This is a genomic window from Spiroplasma melliferum KC3, assembly GCF_000236085.2.
In the GTDB taxonomy this organism is placed as follows: domain Bacteria; phylum Bacillota_I; class Bacilli_A; order Mycoplasmatales; family Mycoplasmataceae; genus Spiroplasma; species Spiroplasma melliferum.
This window is the reverse complement of the sequence record NZ_AGBZ02000001.1, coordinates 62,541-79,747: the sequence shown is the minus strand read 5'-3', so window position 1 is coordinate 79,747 and position 17,207 is coordinate 62,541. Positions and strand designations below refer to the sequence as shown.

The following is a 17,207-nucleotide window of genomic DNA, read 5'->3' as shown; positions in this document are numbered from 1 at the left end:
TATAAACGAATAAGATTAATTTATAAATTATTAAATAATCCAAAGAATATGTTAAAAAAGTGGTATACTTGGTTAAAGGATAGTAAAAAATGTTTTTTATAATAAAATTATAATAGAATTATGGGATAGATATATTATAAATTACATATTAATAACCTATTGGTGGTGAGATGATGATAACAAATTATAAAAAAAGTTTACGAAAATTAAAAAAATATAATTATAATTTTTGACGGATTTTTTTGGTCATTATTTTTTTTCCAGTTGTTTTATTATTATCTTTTATTTGTTCAAAAGTTTTTATTCCATATTTGTTTAAATATAAACGAAGTGGACTTGATGAAAATAATATTGAATTAAATTCATTACAGCAATTAGAAGCAGATGTTAAGGCAAAAAAATTAAATAATTTTACAATTAAACCAGATGATTGCCAAGAAACTTTTATTGAATTTAATAATAATAAGATTAGTACCTTAATGTTAGAACACCCACACGCAACAAAATGAGTTGTTGGTTTACATGGTTTTAAACGAAATAAATATTTGGGGTTACGAAACATATATCATTTTTATCAAGCTGGTTATAATATTTTAACTTTTGATGCCTATGCCCACGGAGCTACTTATGGTCAAAAATCAGATTTAGGTGTTACTAATGCAATTATTTTAAATTTTTTAATTATATGGTTAAAAAAGCATAAAGCGCCAACTACTATTGGTGTCTTTGGCATTAGTATGGGAGCATCAACAGCATTATGATATGCCCATCAGTTTTATTTAGAAAATAAAATTGATTGATTAATTGTTGATTGTCCGTTTTCACAACCAGTACAACAAATTCGAGCTTTTTTACATAAATATATGAAATTACCGTGGTGATTAATGTCATTAGGAATTAATAAAAATTTTCGTCGACATTCAAAAACAAATTTAAAACAAATGAATTTATTAAAAGAAAATAACCGGTTACAAGATTTACCAATTTTATTTATTCATGGAACAAAAGATAATTTTGTAAAATATCATAATTCTGTTGTAATGTATTATTTACAACAGAATAGGAATCCGAAAAGTGAAATTTTTCTTGTTCAAAAAGCATCTCATACCGGAGCCTTAATTGCTAATCAACAAGCATATTGAGAAAAAACATTGTCGTTCGCTTAAGTGTAATTTAAAATTTTAAAATTTAGGTTAAACAAATAAAAAACACCTTTGACAGAAAGGTGTTGTAATAATTAAAACTATTACCAAAACTTAAAATTAACATACTGAGATATTATTTATTAATTTTAAGTTTTTGGGATCCAAAGCTTTAAAAGTTTTATCTGTTGCCTTTGACAAAAGTTTTTAAAGTTTTTTCTATTGTGTGTAATTTTTACACATACATAATTATATCTTATTGACACATTAGAAAGCAAGAGGATTAAACTATTTCTGCATTCATGATTTATTTGAATGATTATTGCAACTTAAGGAAATAAATTAAAATAAAGTCTAAACATTTGCCATATTTTTAAAGTTGGTTTAAATGTTTAGTTTTTTGATTAATTTTAATATAAACTTGCGCTTTGGATGATAGTGTAATGTATTCTTTTACTAATGTTGATATCAAACCACTGGTTATCATAACGACCACCACTGCCACGTTTTAGTCCGCTGTCATTTTATTGTAGAATACATTTGAGTAATAAACTTATCATTTTTTACAATTTTAATTGTAAAAAACCCATATATTTTGAGTCTTTTAAAAAAATTTTTTTATTTTTTGCTATAATAAAATAAGAGATTTTTAAAAGGAGAAGAAATATGGAAAATTCAACGAGAAAAGTAGTTTTAGTTGGATGTGGAATGGTTGGAAACAGCTTTTTATATTCAGCGATGAATAGAGGGATTGCACAACATTATGTGTTAATTGATGCCTTTCGACAAGCAGCAGAAGGGAACGCTATTGATTTATCAGATGCTGTTGCTGTTTTAGAAAATCGTTTTAGTACAATTAAAGCTGGTGATTATAGTGAATGTAAAGATGCTGATTTAATTGTTGTTACAGCTGGCAGACCACAACGAGATGGTGAAACACGTTTAGATATGGTTGCTGATAATGCAAGAATTATGCAAGATATTGCTTTAAAAATTAAAGCGTCAGGTTTTAAAGGGGTTACTCTAATTGCTTCAAATCCGGTCGATGTTTTGGCGTCAGTTTATCAAAAAGTGACTGGTTATGCAAAAAATAAAGTTATTTCTTCAGGAACAACTTTAGATTCAGCACGTTTAAGACGCTTAGTTGGTAATAAATTAAATATTGCTCCAGCTAGTGTTAATGCCTATGTTTTGGGTGAACATGGTGATTCATCAGTTTCTGCTTGATCAAAAGCTTCAATTATGCAAAAATCAATTGCTGATTTTGTTGCAGAAGGAAAATTAACAGAAAAAGATTTAGAAGATATGCATCAACAAATGATGAAAATGGCTTATACAATCATTGATTTAAAGAAAGCAACTTTTTATGGAATTGGGGTATGTTTATCATCAATTGCAAAAGCAATTTTAAATGATGAAAGATCAACGTTCTTAGTTGGTGCAAAATGTGAAGGCGAATATAATGTTAAGGGAACATACATTGGTGTCCCAGCCGTTATTGGGGCGAATGGAATTGAAGAAATTATTGAATGAAAATTAGCAAAAGAAGAGCAAGTTCAATTTGAAAAATCAGCGACACAATTACATGAAGCTTTAAATGTTGCTCTTGCAGCGCTAAAATAAGTAATATTTAAGAGGACTTTTTAAGTCTTTTTTTTTTTTTTTTTTGGTTAAATTTCTAATATTTTTTATTTTTTGGAAGAAAAATGTGATATCATTATCACATAGGATTTACCTATTTTTTATATCAAACATGTATTAATCGTGTATCAATTATCAACAATATTAATTAAATATATTAAAAGGAGTTTTTAAGAATGAAAAATTTATTTTTAGTATCATCAGCTAGTATGGCAGTAACTTCATCAATAGCTGCTCCAACATTTAATTCTATTTCAACAGCACGACTTGTTGAACTAGCAAAAAATAATAATGTTGTAGAGTATAACATTAGCGGTATGAGTGGAAAGAAGGAATTCCCTGTTCGAACAACTGATTATGGTGTTGTAAATAATCACCAGCCAATTGATTTTAACTATTCGGAACATGCAAATACTTGAGATAGTTTTGTGAATAAATATCCAAAGTTTAAGTTTACTAAATTAATGATTAAAACTTATATTGCGGGTAATCAAGATGGATTTGATTTATCAAATATCCCTTTTAAAACTGCTGATTTTAAATTGCAAATGAAAAATGGTCAGTTTATTATTAAGAGAACTATAGCTAAAAATCAAACTGATTTTGTTCGCTTAACAGTCGTTGGGTTGCTAAAAGAAGCATTGGGTCAAATTAAGTTTTATGTGCAATATGATTTAAATATTTCACAACAATATGGTTCACCTTATCCATTTTATAGTTCAGAAGCTGAAACAATTCAATTTTTTGCAGATTAAAGAAATTAAATTGTTTTTGAAGAAAGGAAAATAATTTTGAAAATTGATAGGTTATATCAAATCAGGAAAAACGGAAAAAGCTATAGTAATAATCGTAGTAATAAAATTAAGATTAGAAATATTTATGAACGTTTTATTAAAATTATTACTTTAATAATTATTCCATTATTATTAATTGTTTTAATTTATGGAATTGGAATGATTTTAAAAGAATATGCTAATAATCTTGTGATAGTAACAATCGGGGATGTTTGTACTAAAATCGGAAAAACAGTTTTTGATAATTTATCACTTATCATTTGTTTAGTAACAGTTATTAGTATTACTAATAATGTGAAAGCCGTAGCAATTGCTGTTACTGGCTTTTTAGTTTTTGTTGTGATGCAATATGCCTTAATTCAGTATAAAGTCACTCCTGAAGGAACGACTTATGTTACTAGCATTCTTTTCTTTTACCATGGGAATAATTTATCAATGGTTTTAGGAACAACTTTTGGTCTTGTTACTTTAAATACTTCAATTTTAGGGGGAGTAATCGTTGGAATTGTTTCATCATACATTTATTATAAATGTATTGATTTGCGTTTACCAAAATCCTTCGGATTATTAAATGGTTTTCCGTTTGTTACTTTAATTGTTGTTTTAGCAAATATGTTTTTAGCAATTATTTTCTTACTTTTATGGATTGTGTTGGCAATTGTTTTAAATCATATTTATAATTGAATGTGACAACAAAGTGCAAATAATTTCTTAGGAGCAGCTTTTGTTTATGAATTATTAAATATTTTATTAATTCCACTTGGTTTTAAGGATATTGTTGCTAATTTATTTATTCCAACAACTGTTGAGACACTAAGCCAAACAGAGTTTGAAGCTTTATTTAGAAATATTGCTCTTCATTATGGCTGAGAGCATAATATTTTTGATGATACTTGAGATAATAGTACGATTCAAGTTGCCTGGAATTTTATAAGACAACCATTGTTCCGAGACCAGCAGATCAGTATTTTAGGATGAATTAATTCGCTGCCAATCAACCGTTTACCACAAGCAAATGGTTTTTCAGCCCAAGTTTATGATTGATTTTTATCTAGTAATTTTGGTCATTTATTACAACTAAAATTACCACCAAAATATGCTTTTACCTTTGGTGGTTCATTAGCAATTAGTACAGCTATTATTTTAACTAGTAAAAAAGAAAATCGTGTGCCAACAGCAATTTTAATGACAATGATTGTGGCGGTTACCATTTTAACGGGAAACAATGTAATTATTAATTTATTTACCTTCTTTGTTTCACCATTATTATACTTTTGTGTTTATACTCCTCTTGCTGGCTTAAATGGTTTATTTATGTCAATGCTTGATGTTCATATTTGAGTATCCTTTACCGATGGTTTAGTTGATTTTATTTACAAAGGAGTTATTCCGGTGGCCAAAGGAACTAATTTCTTCTGAGTACCAATCTTTACTATGATTTGATTTGTTATTATGACCCCAATCTTTTGGAAAGCAATTATTTATTTTGATTATCCTTTTATTGGCCGAAGAGAAACGATTTTACCACGAATTACTCACAAGAATTATCATGATATGTGGAATCATTAAGGAATAACAAATATATTATTATTTAAGTTAATGAAAAGGTGTTATAAAATAACACCTTTTCATTAACTTTTTAAATATCTATTAACATTATATTTTAGAATGTTATAATTATTATACAAAAACTATGTCATGCAAAAAATATGAATGCTATTTATTTTAAAGAATCAATAATTAAGAAAATAAATTTCTTTCTCAATATTATTTAACAAAATAAATTTAAATAAAATAATGATCTAAGAAAAAAATTAGTTTTTTAATACCTAAAAAGATTTTAATATATGATTTAAATATAAAATGAAGTAAATGGAGTTTTAAATAATGAGTAAAATTACAGTAAAAACAGAATTAGATAGAGTAAATGAAATATGTTTAGAGGTTCCAATTGAGGACAAATTATTTTCTTTTAATGATTTGAATGCAGCATATAATGCTTCTTTTCGTATTCCAATATATCAAAGAAAATATTCATGGACAATAGATAAATTAAATGATTTTTTATCAGAAATAGATGAAGGTATAAATAAAAATTTTTTCTTAATTAAAGATTTAAATATGCCAGAATGTAAAGATAGTCAATTTGTTTATTCAAGACCTATTAGTTATCAAAAATTTTTTGGTGTAATTTATTTAAGTAATAATAAACATCAAAATAAGATAATAGATATAATAGATGGCCAACAACGAATTACAACTTGGTTTTTATTTTTACTTGCATCATATGTAATTGCTAGAAAGTATGCTACAGATTATAAAAATACTAAAAAAAAGATGCATTTATGTTATAGTCTATTTTTTGATACATTAGAAAAATGGTTATTTATTAAATCTTCAACAACTACGAGTTTTCAACCTAAGTATAAAAATTTTAAACTTCACACAACTCAAAAAGATGATAAGAAGTATTTTGAAGAGTTATTTAGTTTGTTGTTTGAAAACAAAAATTTTTTAGATTTAACAACTACAGAAAGAATGAAGAAAATTTTGATTGAAAAAAAAGGAAGAAGTGGAATAAGTTTTTTAAGAGAAGTGTTTAAGTCAAGTATTTTTAAAAATTATGAGGAAATAGAAAACTATATTTATAAAACTATAGAAAAAGCAAAAAGCCAGGAAGTTGTAAATAAACATTATACATATATGGGTAAAAAAGAAGCAGAAGAATATGACATGGATAGTCATTATGTATTTATTACTTTATATTTTTTAATTTTTATTACTTTTTCAGGATTTAGATTTTCTATTTTTGAATTAGATGATGAAAAAAGTGCTCCAGAAATTTTTGAAACTATTAATGCTGGGGGAATGCAACTTTCTGCCTTTGATATCATAAAAAACAACTTATATAAAAATTTTGATAAGGATAATTTAGAAATTTTTGAAAATAATTTTGAGCATATTGAAGATAGAATAAAATCATGTTATATAGATTTGAAGCATGCTGATTCTTTTATTTTTGATTTTTTTAAAGCATGTTATTTTGATAAAATTGAAAACTACGAAAAATTAAAAAAAACAAATTTAATAAGTAATTTTGATGAAATTTTTAAATCCGATAATTCTATTAATAACTATAATAAGACAAAGGAATTTATTGATTTGTCCAAAGAATATTTAGATTTGTATCATGAGTTATTTAAAACAAATAATTTTCAAAACAATAAAATCAAAAAAATAGTTTATGGATTAAATATTTTAAATTATAAAACAATAAAACCTATTTTAGTTTCTATGTTATTAATTGATAAAAAAAATAATAATAGAAATGAAAATAATATAGCTAATTTTATTGATAAATTATATAAATATTATTTGTTACAATTAAATGTAGAAGAAAAACAAGCAAATTTTCTTGAAAATAACCTTAAGAAAATTATGGTTGGTTCTTTAAAATACAAGTTAGATTTCTTAAATCAAAATAAAAATAATAATTTTTCTTCTGAAGAGTTGTATCAAGAAATTATACAGATTCAAAATGAAATAGATAATTATTTTAATAATATAAATTATACTAAGATTGCAAATAAAGATTATGAAGCAAATGAAGTAGTTAAATGATTTTTATATAATATTTTTACTATTAACTATGCAGAAAATCAAATTGAAGATGAATCATTAAATCAAATTGAAGTTGAACATGTACTTCCAATTTCTTTTAATGGCTGAAAACAAGATGATAAGAATTGAGAAGAAAATAACAAAGATATGACAGATTATGTATATAAATTAACTAATTGTAAATTATCAACACCTTTTTCTAATTTATTAATAACTTCAACAGTATTAAAATAATTAGCAAATGAATAAGAAAAATTTGTTAGTTCTTTTAAAAATTGTTTTCTATCAACATCATAAAATTTATCAATGTTATATTGTTTAATATAAGTATCTCAATTTTTATATAAATCCATAAATTCATCACTCGACTTATCAAATGAAATTCCCGTTGAATAACTATCCTTTAAAAAATCTAAATATCATTTATCATTATAAATTAATGATTGTGATGTTTTTAAAGTAGGGTTAATAAAGTAATTTGTTTCTGATCAATTTTCAAAAAAACTACTACGTAAAAACATTGTATTAATAAAATCGGTTTCATCCATTCCCGTTGTTTGTTGATTAACAGTATAATTCTGCTGATGTAATGGTTTAAATGCTGTTAAAGTAATAAATGGAATAATTAAACCTAAAATTCCTAAAATAGATATCGCAAATAAAGATAATGACTTACGCATTATTCTTTACCACCTTATCTTTTTTATTTTCTTTTATTAATTTAATAATTTGATTAAATAAATAACCATAAAAATAATGAATTACTAAGATATATCATAATATATCAAATCATAAACCATAAATTATATAACCATTTATACCAGCATATTTTTCTTTTAATTCATCAATAGTTGAAACTGTATCTAAAATACATACAAGTGTTAATGAAAAACTTATAATAAAATACAAAATTAAATCAACCCAAGAAATAAATAAACCATTTTGTTTCTTTTGTTTTTTATTTTCTACATTACTTTTCATAAATTCAACTCCTAACTATACAATGTTTTTGAAACAATAAACCCAACTATATATAAACTTGATATCGTTAACATTAACGGATGACTAAACAAAATTGCCATCTTACCAAATAAAGAAAGTAAAAAAGTATCTGAATTATATAAATCCATAATAATATTTTTTGCTGATGTTAATTGATTTATAATGACTGTAATAAATCCTGTTCCAAAAATAGCGATTGCCGCAACTAATAAAACTAATCTAATCATTATTTATGCACTCTCCGATATCCTTGTTCTCTTGTTTTTGCTTGTTTTGCTAAACTTGATAATTGTTGTTTATTACGATTAATTTTAAACTGTTTACGCTCTTTAATATGTTTTTGCATACCTTGTTTAGTATCTGAAACTCCACGAACAGTTGCAGAATAAATATTTGATACACCTGTTTGTACTGTTGAACCTAATTCGTTGTATTGAGTTCTTGTACCGTGAATTGCATAAATAGATAACTTAACAACCATAAAAAAGATAATAAAATAAGCAATTGTCGTATTTGTCATTGGCAATTTAGTATTTCAAATCACATCAAAAATAAACAAAAATACATCAAAAATAAAACTAAAAATCTTATCTCAATTACTATTTTCTGATAATAAATTAATCATTTTTACCACTTCCTTTTTCTTTTTTAAGTTTTAAATTCTTTTTCAAAATATCAATATCAAACAATTCTAAACGCTCTTTAACACTCAATTTAATAATTTCTGACCAATAATATTCTTTATAATTAACTATTTCATCATTTTTTAAATCACGCACAAACTTTAATCATTGACTATCATATTTCTGTGCAAATTCTAACGGAATAATTATTTTAAAAAACCGAATTCCTAACCCAACATCCGATTTATGTTTTGCTCGTTTACCTTCTGCTGTTCGTTCTACTAATTTTGTTTTTCAAATTTCATAATCCGTAATATCTTGAAAAATACCAATTCGCATAATAAAGAATCGATTAAAAAAATTAAATCCTTTTTTAGCAATAGGTTTTTTCAGTGAAATTGGAATAATAATACCACTTGCTAATTGTCGGATATTATTTCAAATCATACCCTCACGTTGAGCTGTAAACAAAGCACGATTACCAAAATGTCTTGCTAAAACAATTCACGGAATTTTACCACTATGAACCTTTTTCTCATCGTGCGGACTAGTTCCGTCAATATATAAATAACTTTCATCAAACAAAATTAAACTATCATCAGGGGGAACTGGTTTTGTTCTATCGGTAAAATCTAAATTTTTAAATGTTAAAACTTTAACTTTTTCATCTTCTAACGGATAATTACTATAAATTTTATCTGTTAATAATTTCATAGTTTGTGATAAATAAGTTAAAAGTAAAGTTTTTCCAGTTCCTAATTTACCAATAATAACTGATAATGGATTATCTCAAACAAAATTTACTAACCTAAACGCATTTAACTGATAAAATATGTTTTTTCAAACTCATCATACAAAATAAACACATTGCAAAGCAAACAATAATCAGAATACTAAACCAGTATAATTTAATGAAATTATCCAAAATAATAAATCAATTAAACTAAACAAAATCATTGAACCACTAATATAACAATAATTTTTTAACAAAAATATAAACTTTTTCATTACTTAAAATACCCAACTATTTTAAAAACCATTCATAATAAAAACCAAGTTAAAAATAAAATAACAATCCAAACACCGACCATCAGAGTTAAATATTCATTTTGCGTTAAATTTCAAGTTGTAATAGCTTCAACATTTGTTTTATTTATAAACAAAAAGACATGAATAAAAAACTCTTTTAATTTTTCTCAATCATTTTGCATCTTTAAAAACTCCACATTTTTTGAATAAGTTTAAAAAAAATTCCAAAAAATAAAACGATAAATAATACAAACGATATCACATATAAAAATTCAGGGGCATTTGAACCAATAATATAACTTACAAATTGAACTCAATAATCGTATAAACTCATTTAATTTAAACTTTCTAAGTCATTAATTAATTGTTCTACTTTTTCGTCATTTCAATTTATTAAATTATTGTTGTTATTTGTTTTTACTTTTTTAGGCTCATTTGAAAATAATGCTTTGTGCATACTTTTAAAATAATTTTGTTTATATTGATTATACAAATTAATTAATTCTGTTCCAGTTAAATATTTTCAAATATGGCGTTTCAAATTTTCATCATATTTTACAATAGGATAAGAATTATCATAAATTAAACCAATAGCTACTTGATCAGAATGTTTTTTACTAAGATAAATAAACTTATTACTCAATCAAAAACCAATATAGCGATTATGATTAGGTAAATTTATAAAACTTGCTTTATTTGTTTCAAAAACTATCAACTCTTTACGAATAAAATAATTTTCTACATTTTGATTTTTCTTAACAAAATTACTCAATTTTATCAACTCCTTAATAAACATTGTTTCTAATTAACAATGTTATAAATATTGTTAAAATATTGTTTATATATTGCTAAATAAACACTGTTAATAAACATTGTTAAATATATAAAATATTAAAAAATTGGCACACTGAAAAATACTATTAAGTTTTAAAGTAATAGTTATATAAAATAAATTAATAAAAAATAAATAAACTAGTGTGCCTTAGTTTTGTTTAAAATAACTTAGAATATAATGTTATATTCTATTAAAATCCTTTAACCATAACACGGAAAAAGTTTAATATCTTAACAATAACAAAAATACCAAATGGAATTAAAATAATTCACGCATCACCTAAAAAGGTCATTAATTGTGGTAATACAGCATAAATTGCTTCTTTAACTTTCATCATTGCTTGTCCTAAACCACTTCAAATCGAACCCATCCCATCTGAAATAGTAGGTGTATCTACTGCTAAAAAATTAATCGCTGTTGTTAAATACATCCCTAACATTATTTTTTATCCTCCTTGTTTTCAATTTCTTTTTTATCTTTTTTCTTACCTCGAATTTGGCGAATTTTTTGATAAATTAACAAACCAATTCAAGCAAAAATACCTAATATAATAACAACACTAAATATTGTCGTTAATCAAACTGGCATAACTTATTCCTCCTAAAAATCTAATTTTCGCGGCACGCTTCGCGTGTTCGCTACGCTCAAAATAAACTATATTGAATAAATTACCGCTAATAAATTACACGGATAATTTATTCATCTTCTTTTTCATTATTAATTACAATATTATTTACCGTATTAATAACATTATCTTTTCCATACTTAATTACTAAGGACCGCAAAATAAAATAATGTTTCTTTTCAATAAAAAATCAACCCCTTTCTGAGTTGATTTGTTGCACTTCACTTACACGATGCCGATTAAGAAAAGCTTTTGCAAATGCAACTTTTATTGGTTTTACTGGAACGCCAATTGAACGAGAAGATCGAAGTACTAAAAATATTTTTGGTGATTATGTTTCAAAGTATTTAATGGGCGATGCTATAAATGATGGGACCATTGTTGATATTTTTTATGAGCCGCGAAAAAAAGAATTACATCGGAATGTTGATGAATTTGAAAAAATTGATCAAGAATATGAAATTATTAAAGAAAGATATAAAAATGAAACATTTATGTTTGATGAGGCAATTAAAACATTAGGGTTTAAATTAAATACTTTTGAAAAATTAATTGAAAATGATGATCGAATTGCAGCGATTAGTGCTGATTTTATTGAACATTATAAGACTAGAATTAATATTTTAAAAGGCAAAGCACTATTTGTTGCTTTTAATCGCAAATGTGCAATTAAGTATTATCATGAAATTATTAACCAAGCACCAGAATTAAAAGAAAATATTAGAGTTATTATGACTTCTAATAAACAAGTTGACTCAGATGAAACATTAAAATTAATTGGTCGAGATGAAGATAAAAAAATTTTTGCAAAAGAATTTAAAGATTCAGAATCAAATTTTAAAATTGCGATAGTAGTGGATATGTGATTAACTGGCTTTGATGTTCCTTGTTTGGATGTAATTTATCTTGATAAGTGATTAAAAATGCATAATTTAATGCAAGCAATTGCAAGAGTTAATCGAGTATATGAAGATGAAAAAACAAGTAAGGTTAAATTATCGGGTTTAATAGTTGATTACATTGGAATTTGGAAAAACCTAAATAAGGCCCTAGATTTTTATAATGATAATGGTGATAAAGTATCAATTACGGGGAAAACTAGTGAAGAAGTAAAAGAACGATTGTTAACAACAATTGATGAAATATTAGATAAATATTTTAAAGAATATAAAAAAACCTTATGAAAGAAAGAAAAACAGCAAATTAAAGTTTATAGGTTAGTTGAAGAATTACATAATTTGTTAATTAAAAATAATATGCTTAAATCATTTATTGATGACACAAAAGGTCTAGCAAAAATGTTAGCAATTTCAATTGGGATTTTAAATGAACTAGAAATCAATGTTAGTGCCATTTTAATTGTGCTACGAAAAGAAATTATAAATTTTGAATTAGGCCGATTGGATATTGAAACAGATGTTACGAAACTTTCTACTAAAATTAATAACGCAATTATATGTCAAGGTAATATTGAGCAAAGAGACTATAAACCAGTATCCTTACAAACTTTAATGAATTATCTTATTCATTTGAAAGAAAAAACTGTTAATCCAGAATATACGACTGAATTGATTAAAATGACAGCAGAAAAAATGGTTGAAGAACTTAAGAAACATAGTTTTATTAGAGCAAAAAAATTATCAGATAAGATTGACCAATTAATTGACCAATTAAAAGAGGGGCATATTTCATTACAAGAATTTAAAGAAATGTTAATTAATATATCACAAGAAATAATGGATAATTCCGAAGCTGAAAAATTAAATTTAACTGAGGGTGAATATTCATTTTATGAATTAATTTCACAAGAAGTTTATACAAAACAATATGTTAATAATCAAGAACTACTGGAAATAACACATGAAATATATGACAAGGTTAAAGGGACTGTAACTGAATTATGACGAATTAGACCGGTGGAAAAAAGTAAAGTTAGAACTGAAATTAAAAAAATTTTAATTCGTCATAAGTTTCCCAAAGAAAGTTACTCTGAAGATGAAAATAGTTTAAGAAGTCAATTAACTCGGCAAATTGAAGAACTAGTAGAAAATGATTTCAAATTTGAATAGGAGAATTATAAATGTTAAAAAATATGAATGTAGAGTTTGAAAATAAATTATGAGAAGCTTGTGATGAATTAAGAGGGCGTGTATCTTCAGAAGAATATATGCATGTAATTATTGGCATTATGTTTTTAAAACATATGTCTGATAAGTTTAATATTGCAATTAAGCAAATTAAAAAAGCATTTCCAGAGCATTTTGAAGATTGAATAAAAGATAAAGATTTTTTAATTACAGAATATAATGTTTCTTTTATTATTCCCGAAAAAGCTAATTGAAATTATATTGAAGAATTTGCTTCAAAACCAACAATTGGTGAAGTAATTGATAATGCCTTATCGGAAATTGAAAATGTTAATCCATCATTAAAAGGTCTTTTTAATAAAAACTATAATCGTTCTGAATTAGATCAAATTAAATTAGGAAAAGTTGTTTCAATTTTTTCAAACATTGATTTAAAAGAATTTGGTGAAGACATTATTGGCCGGACTTATGAATATTTTTTAGGTCACTTTTTTAAAAAACAAGGTCAAAAAGGGGGAGAATTTTACACTCCAAAATCTGTTGTTGAATTAATGGTTAATATTTTAAATCCCACAAATGGAACCCTATATGATCCTTGTTGTGGAACAGGTGGGATGTTTGTTCAAGCGAGGAAAAAACTAGAACAAGATAATAAAGATGCTAATAGTCTAGTTATTTATGGCCAAGAATCCCAAGCAAAAACTTGACAGTTAGCAAAAATTAATTTATTAATTCATGGGTTTAATGAATTAGAAATTCATTTAGGTCATAAATCAGCGGATACCTTTACTGAAGATTTGTTTAAAGATAAAAGTGGAACATTTGATTACATCTTAGCAAATCCACCATTTAATATAAAAAAATGAAATCAAGAAAACTTATTAGATGATAGTCGTTGACAATGAGGAATTCCCCCAAAAGGAAACGCAAATTATGCATGACTCTCACTAATCATTGATAAATTAAATAAAATTGGGAAAGCAGCTGTTATTTTAGCAAATGGTTCATTATCATCTTCATTAAAAAATGAGTTAGAAATTAGAAAAAACTTTTTAAAAAATAATTTAGTTGAATGTATTATTGCTTTACCCGATAAATTATTTTACACAACTGGAATTTCAGCTTGTATTTGAATTTTAAATAAAAATAAAAAAAGTAATAATGTTTTAATGTTAAATTGTGAATCTTTAGGAGTGATGGTTAATAAAACTTTAAGAGAATTAAGTGAAGAAGATATAGAAAAAGTTATCCCTTTATCATGGTTATTATCGGAAAAGGATTTATTAGTTAAAATTGTTGTTGAATTATTTGCCACAAGTTATTGAACTAGTTTTCATACAAAATGATTTGGCCTTTGAGCAGGACACGATAATGGCGTATGAGAAAATTATAATGTTATTCCAAATTGAAATAATTGAAAAACAATTAAGAATACGAAAAATATTTTTAATGTAGCAAAGATATTTCAAGTTAATGAAACTTATTTTAATGAAATATTTAAGATTATTGAACGATATTTAAATGATTAAGGGATTATTTGTTCTGTTAAGAAAAAAACAATTTTAGATAGAAATGCGATAACCTTTGGTTATGGGGTAGGAAACTTACACTTTTATAATAATACAATTGATGGTGAAAGGAAGAAAACATTTGATCCAACAAAACGTCAATTTTTTATACAAGTTAATTTTGATGTTATTTTAGCGGATAAAAAAGTTATTGAGTATCCAGGTGTTGTTTTTGTGATTAGTGATTTATTAATGTTATATAATTAAAATTAAATATTTTGGAGGAAAAAGATATGAATAAAGAAAAAATAAATGCTACAAAATTACCTGCTGATTCAAATAAGGAACTTGAGGAATCAGAAAAAAGAATTAATAACTTATTGGATGGAATAGGGGATTGAGAAAAACTGATAGAATTATTATATAAAATTATTAATAATAAGATTAAAAATTTTGATTTTAATCATGCCGATTGAATGGATATTAAAGATACTGATGTAAGAGACAAAAGTAAAGAGGTAATAAGTGATATTTTAAAATTGTTAAAGGAAAAACAAGAGAATGAAATATTAATAGAGCAATTAAATCTTTTAGTAGCCGCATTACAAGAAGGCAAAATTGACACCTTTCAAGTTAAACAAGAGACTATTTTAAATCAAGAAATTCTCACTCTTTTACAAAATATTAAAGCAGAAATAATTAATTCGTCTAATAATGCTAACAATAATAATTTAAATAATATTGATTTCTCGGTCATTACCAATGAATTAAAAGTTGCAACAAGTAATTTAAAAACAAATGAAGTTAAATTAATCTATATTATACAAATCTTAGAAAATTTAGAAAATAATAAAGATAATTTAGAATTAAAACAAATTCAAGAAACCTTAAATAATTTAAATGAAAGTTTTAATTTAATTGACTTTAAAACAACATTAGCTGTTACAGCAAATAATTTAAAAACTAATGAAGATAAATTAATTAAAATAAGTGCTATTTTAGCAAAATTAGAAGAAACTCGTAATACTTTTGAAGATAACTTAACATTAGAATTTCAAAAAATTAGTGATTCTTTAAATAATTTAAATCATCATATTAAATTTCAAGAAACCTTAGAACAAACTAAAAAAGAATTAGAACGGAAGGAAAAAGCATTGCGAGATAAGGAAACTGAATTAGAAAGTACTAAGGCGAAAGTGAAAGAGCTGGAGCATAATAAAAAGGTGTTACAAGATAAGGAGACAGAATTAGAAGGTACGAAAGAAAAATTAGTGGAATTAGAACGGAAAGAAAAAGCGTTACGAGATGAGAAAACTGAATTAGAAAGTCATAAGGAAAAATTGGAGCAATTAAATAATTTAATATTCAAACAAGATGAAATTATTCTTGTTAAAGATTTTATTAATAACACTTTACGTGATTTAATTGTTGAACAAATAGACAATCATTTTCCTAATTCTAACATTAATTTTGAAAGAGATTGTCGTATTAAGATTAATAATTTAAAAGATACTGATTTATTAGAGGGGCAGGATTTAAAGGTTGAAGTTGAAATTTTTGAAAATAAGACAGTAAAAGCAATTCTCACCTTTGAGTTTCAAGTAGAATATCAATATGATGAAAAAATGCAATTAAAATTATTAAATGATACATTACGCCCAGCGATTCCTGATGGATTATGAAATAGTCATGCAACTGGGAAATATGACATATTAATTGATAGCGAGACAACATTTAGTAAAGTTGGGCAGGATACAATGCAAGTTATACCATTACCATGATTACTAGCCGAAGAATATTTACCAGTTAAAATTGCCATAGAAGCAATTGCCACAAATTATTGAAGTTGTTTTTTTGCTGGATGATGAGGAGAAGAAATAACTGTTATTGGGGCATGACCAGAATATAATGTTATTCCGACCTGAAATGTTTCAGGACCAAATGGTTCTAATTTTATTAAAATGCAATCATTGTTTAGTCATAATCGCGGTTATTTTAATGAAATATTTAATATTATTGAAAAACGGTTAAATGGTTTGGGCATTAATTGTTCAGTGCGGAAAAAAGCAATTGTTAACAAAGATAATCTCTTTTTAGGGATTGGAATGGGTAATTTAAATTTTTATAATAGTATTGCTGAGCAAACCAATAAAACGTTTGATCCAACTAAACGCCAATTTTTTATTCAGGTTAGTTTTGATGTTATTTTAGCAAATAAACAAGTGATTGAATACCCTGGGGTTGTTTTTACTATTAGTGATTTATTAACCTTATATAAGTAATAATTAAATAAAATGGTA

Annotated in this window: 17 protein-coding genes and 1 pseudogene; 8 read left to right on the top strand and 10 right to left on the bottom strand. The window is 25.0% G+C overall.

The genetic code is table 4. The annotated features are described in order from the left end of the window. Positions 1-173 precede the first annotated feature (173 nt). The 5 genes from SPM_RS00370 (at position 174) to SPM_RS00350 (ending at position 7,432) form a co-directional block, all read left to right on the top strand. Positions 174-1,166, top strand: coding sequence for an alpha/beta hydrolase (locus SPM_RS00370; RefSeq protein ID WP_004027623.1), 993 nt, complete (start codon positions 174-176; stop codon positions 1,164-1,166). A gap of 642 nt (positions 1,167-1,808) precedes the next feature. Then, a complete protein-coding gene (locus tag SPM_RS00365; RefSeq protein WP_004027622.1) occupies positions 1,809-2,765 on the top strand; it encodes an L-lactate dehydrogenase in 957 nt (318 codons plus the stop codon). A gap of 194 nt (positions 2,766-2,959) precedes the next feature. After that, entirely contained in the window at positions 2,960-3,538 is a 579-nt protein-coding gene (locus SPM_RS00360) for a hypothetical protein (RefSeq protein WP_004027621.1), read from the top strand. A 36-nt stretch (positions 3,539-3,574) separates the two neighbouring features. Then, positions 3,575-5,146 carry a PTS transporter subunit EIIC gene (locus SPM_RS00355; RefSeq protein WP_004027620.1) on the top strand — a complete coding sequence of 524 codons (1,572 nt, stop codon included), beginning with the start codon at positions 3,575-3,577 and terminating at the stop codon, positions 5,144-5,146. A 318-nt stretch (positions 5,147-5,464) separates the two neighbouring features. Further along, the gene (locus SPM_RS00350; RefSeq protein ID WP_004027619.1) at positions 5,465-7,432 is read left to right on the top strand and encodes a DUF262 domain-containing protein; all 1,968 of its coding nucleotides are present in this window, start codon (positions 5,465-5,467) and stop codon (positions 7,430-7,432) included. On the opposite strand, the pseudogene SPM_RS00345 reads toward SPM_RS00350, so the two are convergent. From SPM_RS00345 to SPM_RS06475, 10 genes and pseudogenes are all read right to left on the bottom strand, one after another. Beyond that, positions 7,363-7,878, bottom strand: a pseudogene (locus tag SPM_RS00345) (spiroplasma phage ORF1-like family protein); the annotation flags it as partial. The gene SPM_RS00350 and the pseudogene SPM_RS00345 sit on opposite strands and share 70 nt — an antisense overlap. Next, entirely contained in the window at positions 7,871-8,179 is a 309-nt protein-coding gene (locus SPM_RS00340) for a hypothetical protein (protein WP_004027617.1), read from the bottom strand. The pseudogene SPM_RS00345 and the gene SPM_RS00340, both read right to left, overlap by 8 nt. An 11-nt stretch (positions 8,180-8,190) precedes the next feature. Next, the gene (locus SPM_RS00335; RefSeq protein ID WP_004027616.1) at positions 8,191-8,427 is read right to left on the bottom strand and encodes a hypothetical protein; all 237 of its coding nucleotides are present in this window, start codon (positions 8,425-8,427) and stop codon (positions 8,191-8,193) included. After that, positions 8,427-8,825 (bottom strand): hypothetical protein, encoded by a 399-nt coding sequence (locus SPM_RS00330; protein ID WP_004027615.1) that lies wholly within the window; start codon positions 8,823-8,825, stop codon positions 8,427-8,429. The genes SPM_RS00335 and SPM_RS00330 overlap by 1 nt, the downstream gene beginning before the upstream one ends. Next, the gene (locus SPM_RS00325) at positions 8,818-9,831 is read right to left on the bottom strand and encodes a hypothetical protein (protein ID WP_004027614.1); all 1,014 of its coding nucleotides are present in this window, start codon (positions 9,829-9,831) and stop codon (positions 8,818-8,820) included. The genes SPM_RS00330 and SPM_RS00325 overlap by 8 nt, the downstream gene beginning before the upstream one ends. Continuing rightward, the gene (locus SPM_RS00320; RefSeq protein ID WP_004027613.1) at positions 9,831-10,034 is read right to left on the bottom strand and encodes a DUF2649 family protein; all 204 of its coding nucleotides are present in this window, start codon (positions 10,032-10,034) and stop codon (positions 9,831-9,833) included. Before SPM_RS00320 ends, SPM_RS00325 begins: the two co-directional genes overlap by 1 nt. Before the next feature lie 152 nt (positions 10,035-10,186). Next, positions 10,187-10,624 carry a DUF3627 domain-containing protein gene (locus SPM_RS00315; protein ID WP_004027611.1) on the bottom strand — a complete coding sequence of 146 codons (438 nt, stop codon included), beginning with the start codon at positions 10,622-10,624 and terminating at the stop codon, positions 10,187-10,189. A 253-nt stretch (positions 10,625-10,877) separates the two neighbouring features. Then, positions 10,878-11,126: a hypothetical protein gene (locus SPM_RS00310; protein WP_004027610.1), complete on the bottom strand. Its 249-nt coding sequence runs from the start codon at positions 11,124-11,126 to the stop codon at positions 10,878-10,880. After that, a complete protein-coding gene (locus tag SPM_RS06345) occupies positions 11,126-11,275 on the bottom strand; it encodes a hypothetical protein (protein WP_004027609.1) in 150 nt (49 codons plus the stop codon). The genes SPM_RS00310 and SPM_RS06345 overlap by 1 nt, the downstream gene beginning before the upstream one ends. A gap of 107 nt (positions 11,276-11,382) precedes the next feature. After that, positions 11,383-11,532 carry a hypothetical protein gene (locus SPM_RS06475; protein ID WP_155999916.1) on the bottom strand — a complete coding sequence of 50 codons (150 nt, stop codon included), beginning with the start codon at positions 11,530-11,532 and terminating at the stop codon, positions 11,383-11,385. On the opposite strand from SPM_RS06475, the gene SPM_RS00305 reads away from it, so the two are divergent. From SPM_RS00305 to SPM_RS00295, 3 genes are all read left to right on the top strand, one after another. Beyond that, positions 11,519-13,381 (top strand): type I restriction enzyme subunit R domain-containing protein, encoded by a 1,863-nt coding sequence (locus tag SPM_RS00305; RefSeq protein WP_004027608.1) that lies wholly within the window; start codon positions 11,519-11,521, stop codon positions 13,379-13,381. The genes SPM_RS06475 and SPM_RS00305 overlap by 14 nt on opposite strands. 11 nt (positions 13,382-13,392) lie before the next feature. Then, complete coding sequence (locus tag SPM_RS00300) at positions 13,393-14,928, top strand: type I restriction-modification system subunit M (protein WP_004027607.1); 1,536 nt, start codon at positions 13,393-13,395, stop codon at positions 14,926-14,928. 272 nt (positions 14,929-15,200) lie between these two features. After that, a complete protein-coding gene (locus tag SPM_RS00295) occupies positions 15,201-17,189 on the top strand; it encodes a hypothetical protein (RefSeq protein WP_004027606.1) in 1,989 nt (662 codons plus the stop codon). The last annotated feature ends 18 nt before the right edge of the window (positions 17,190-17,207 follow it).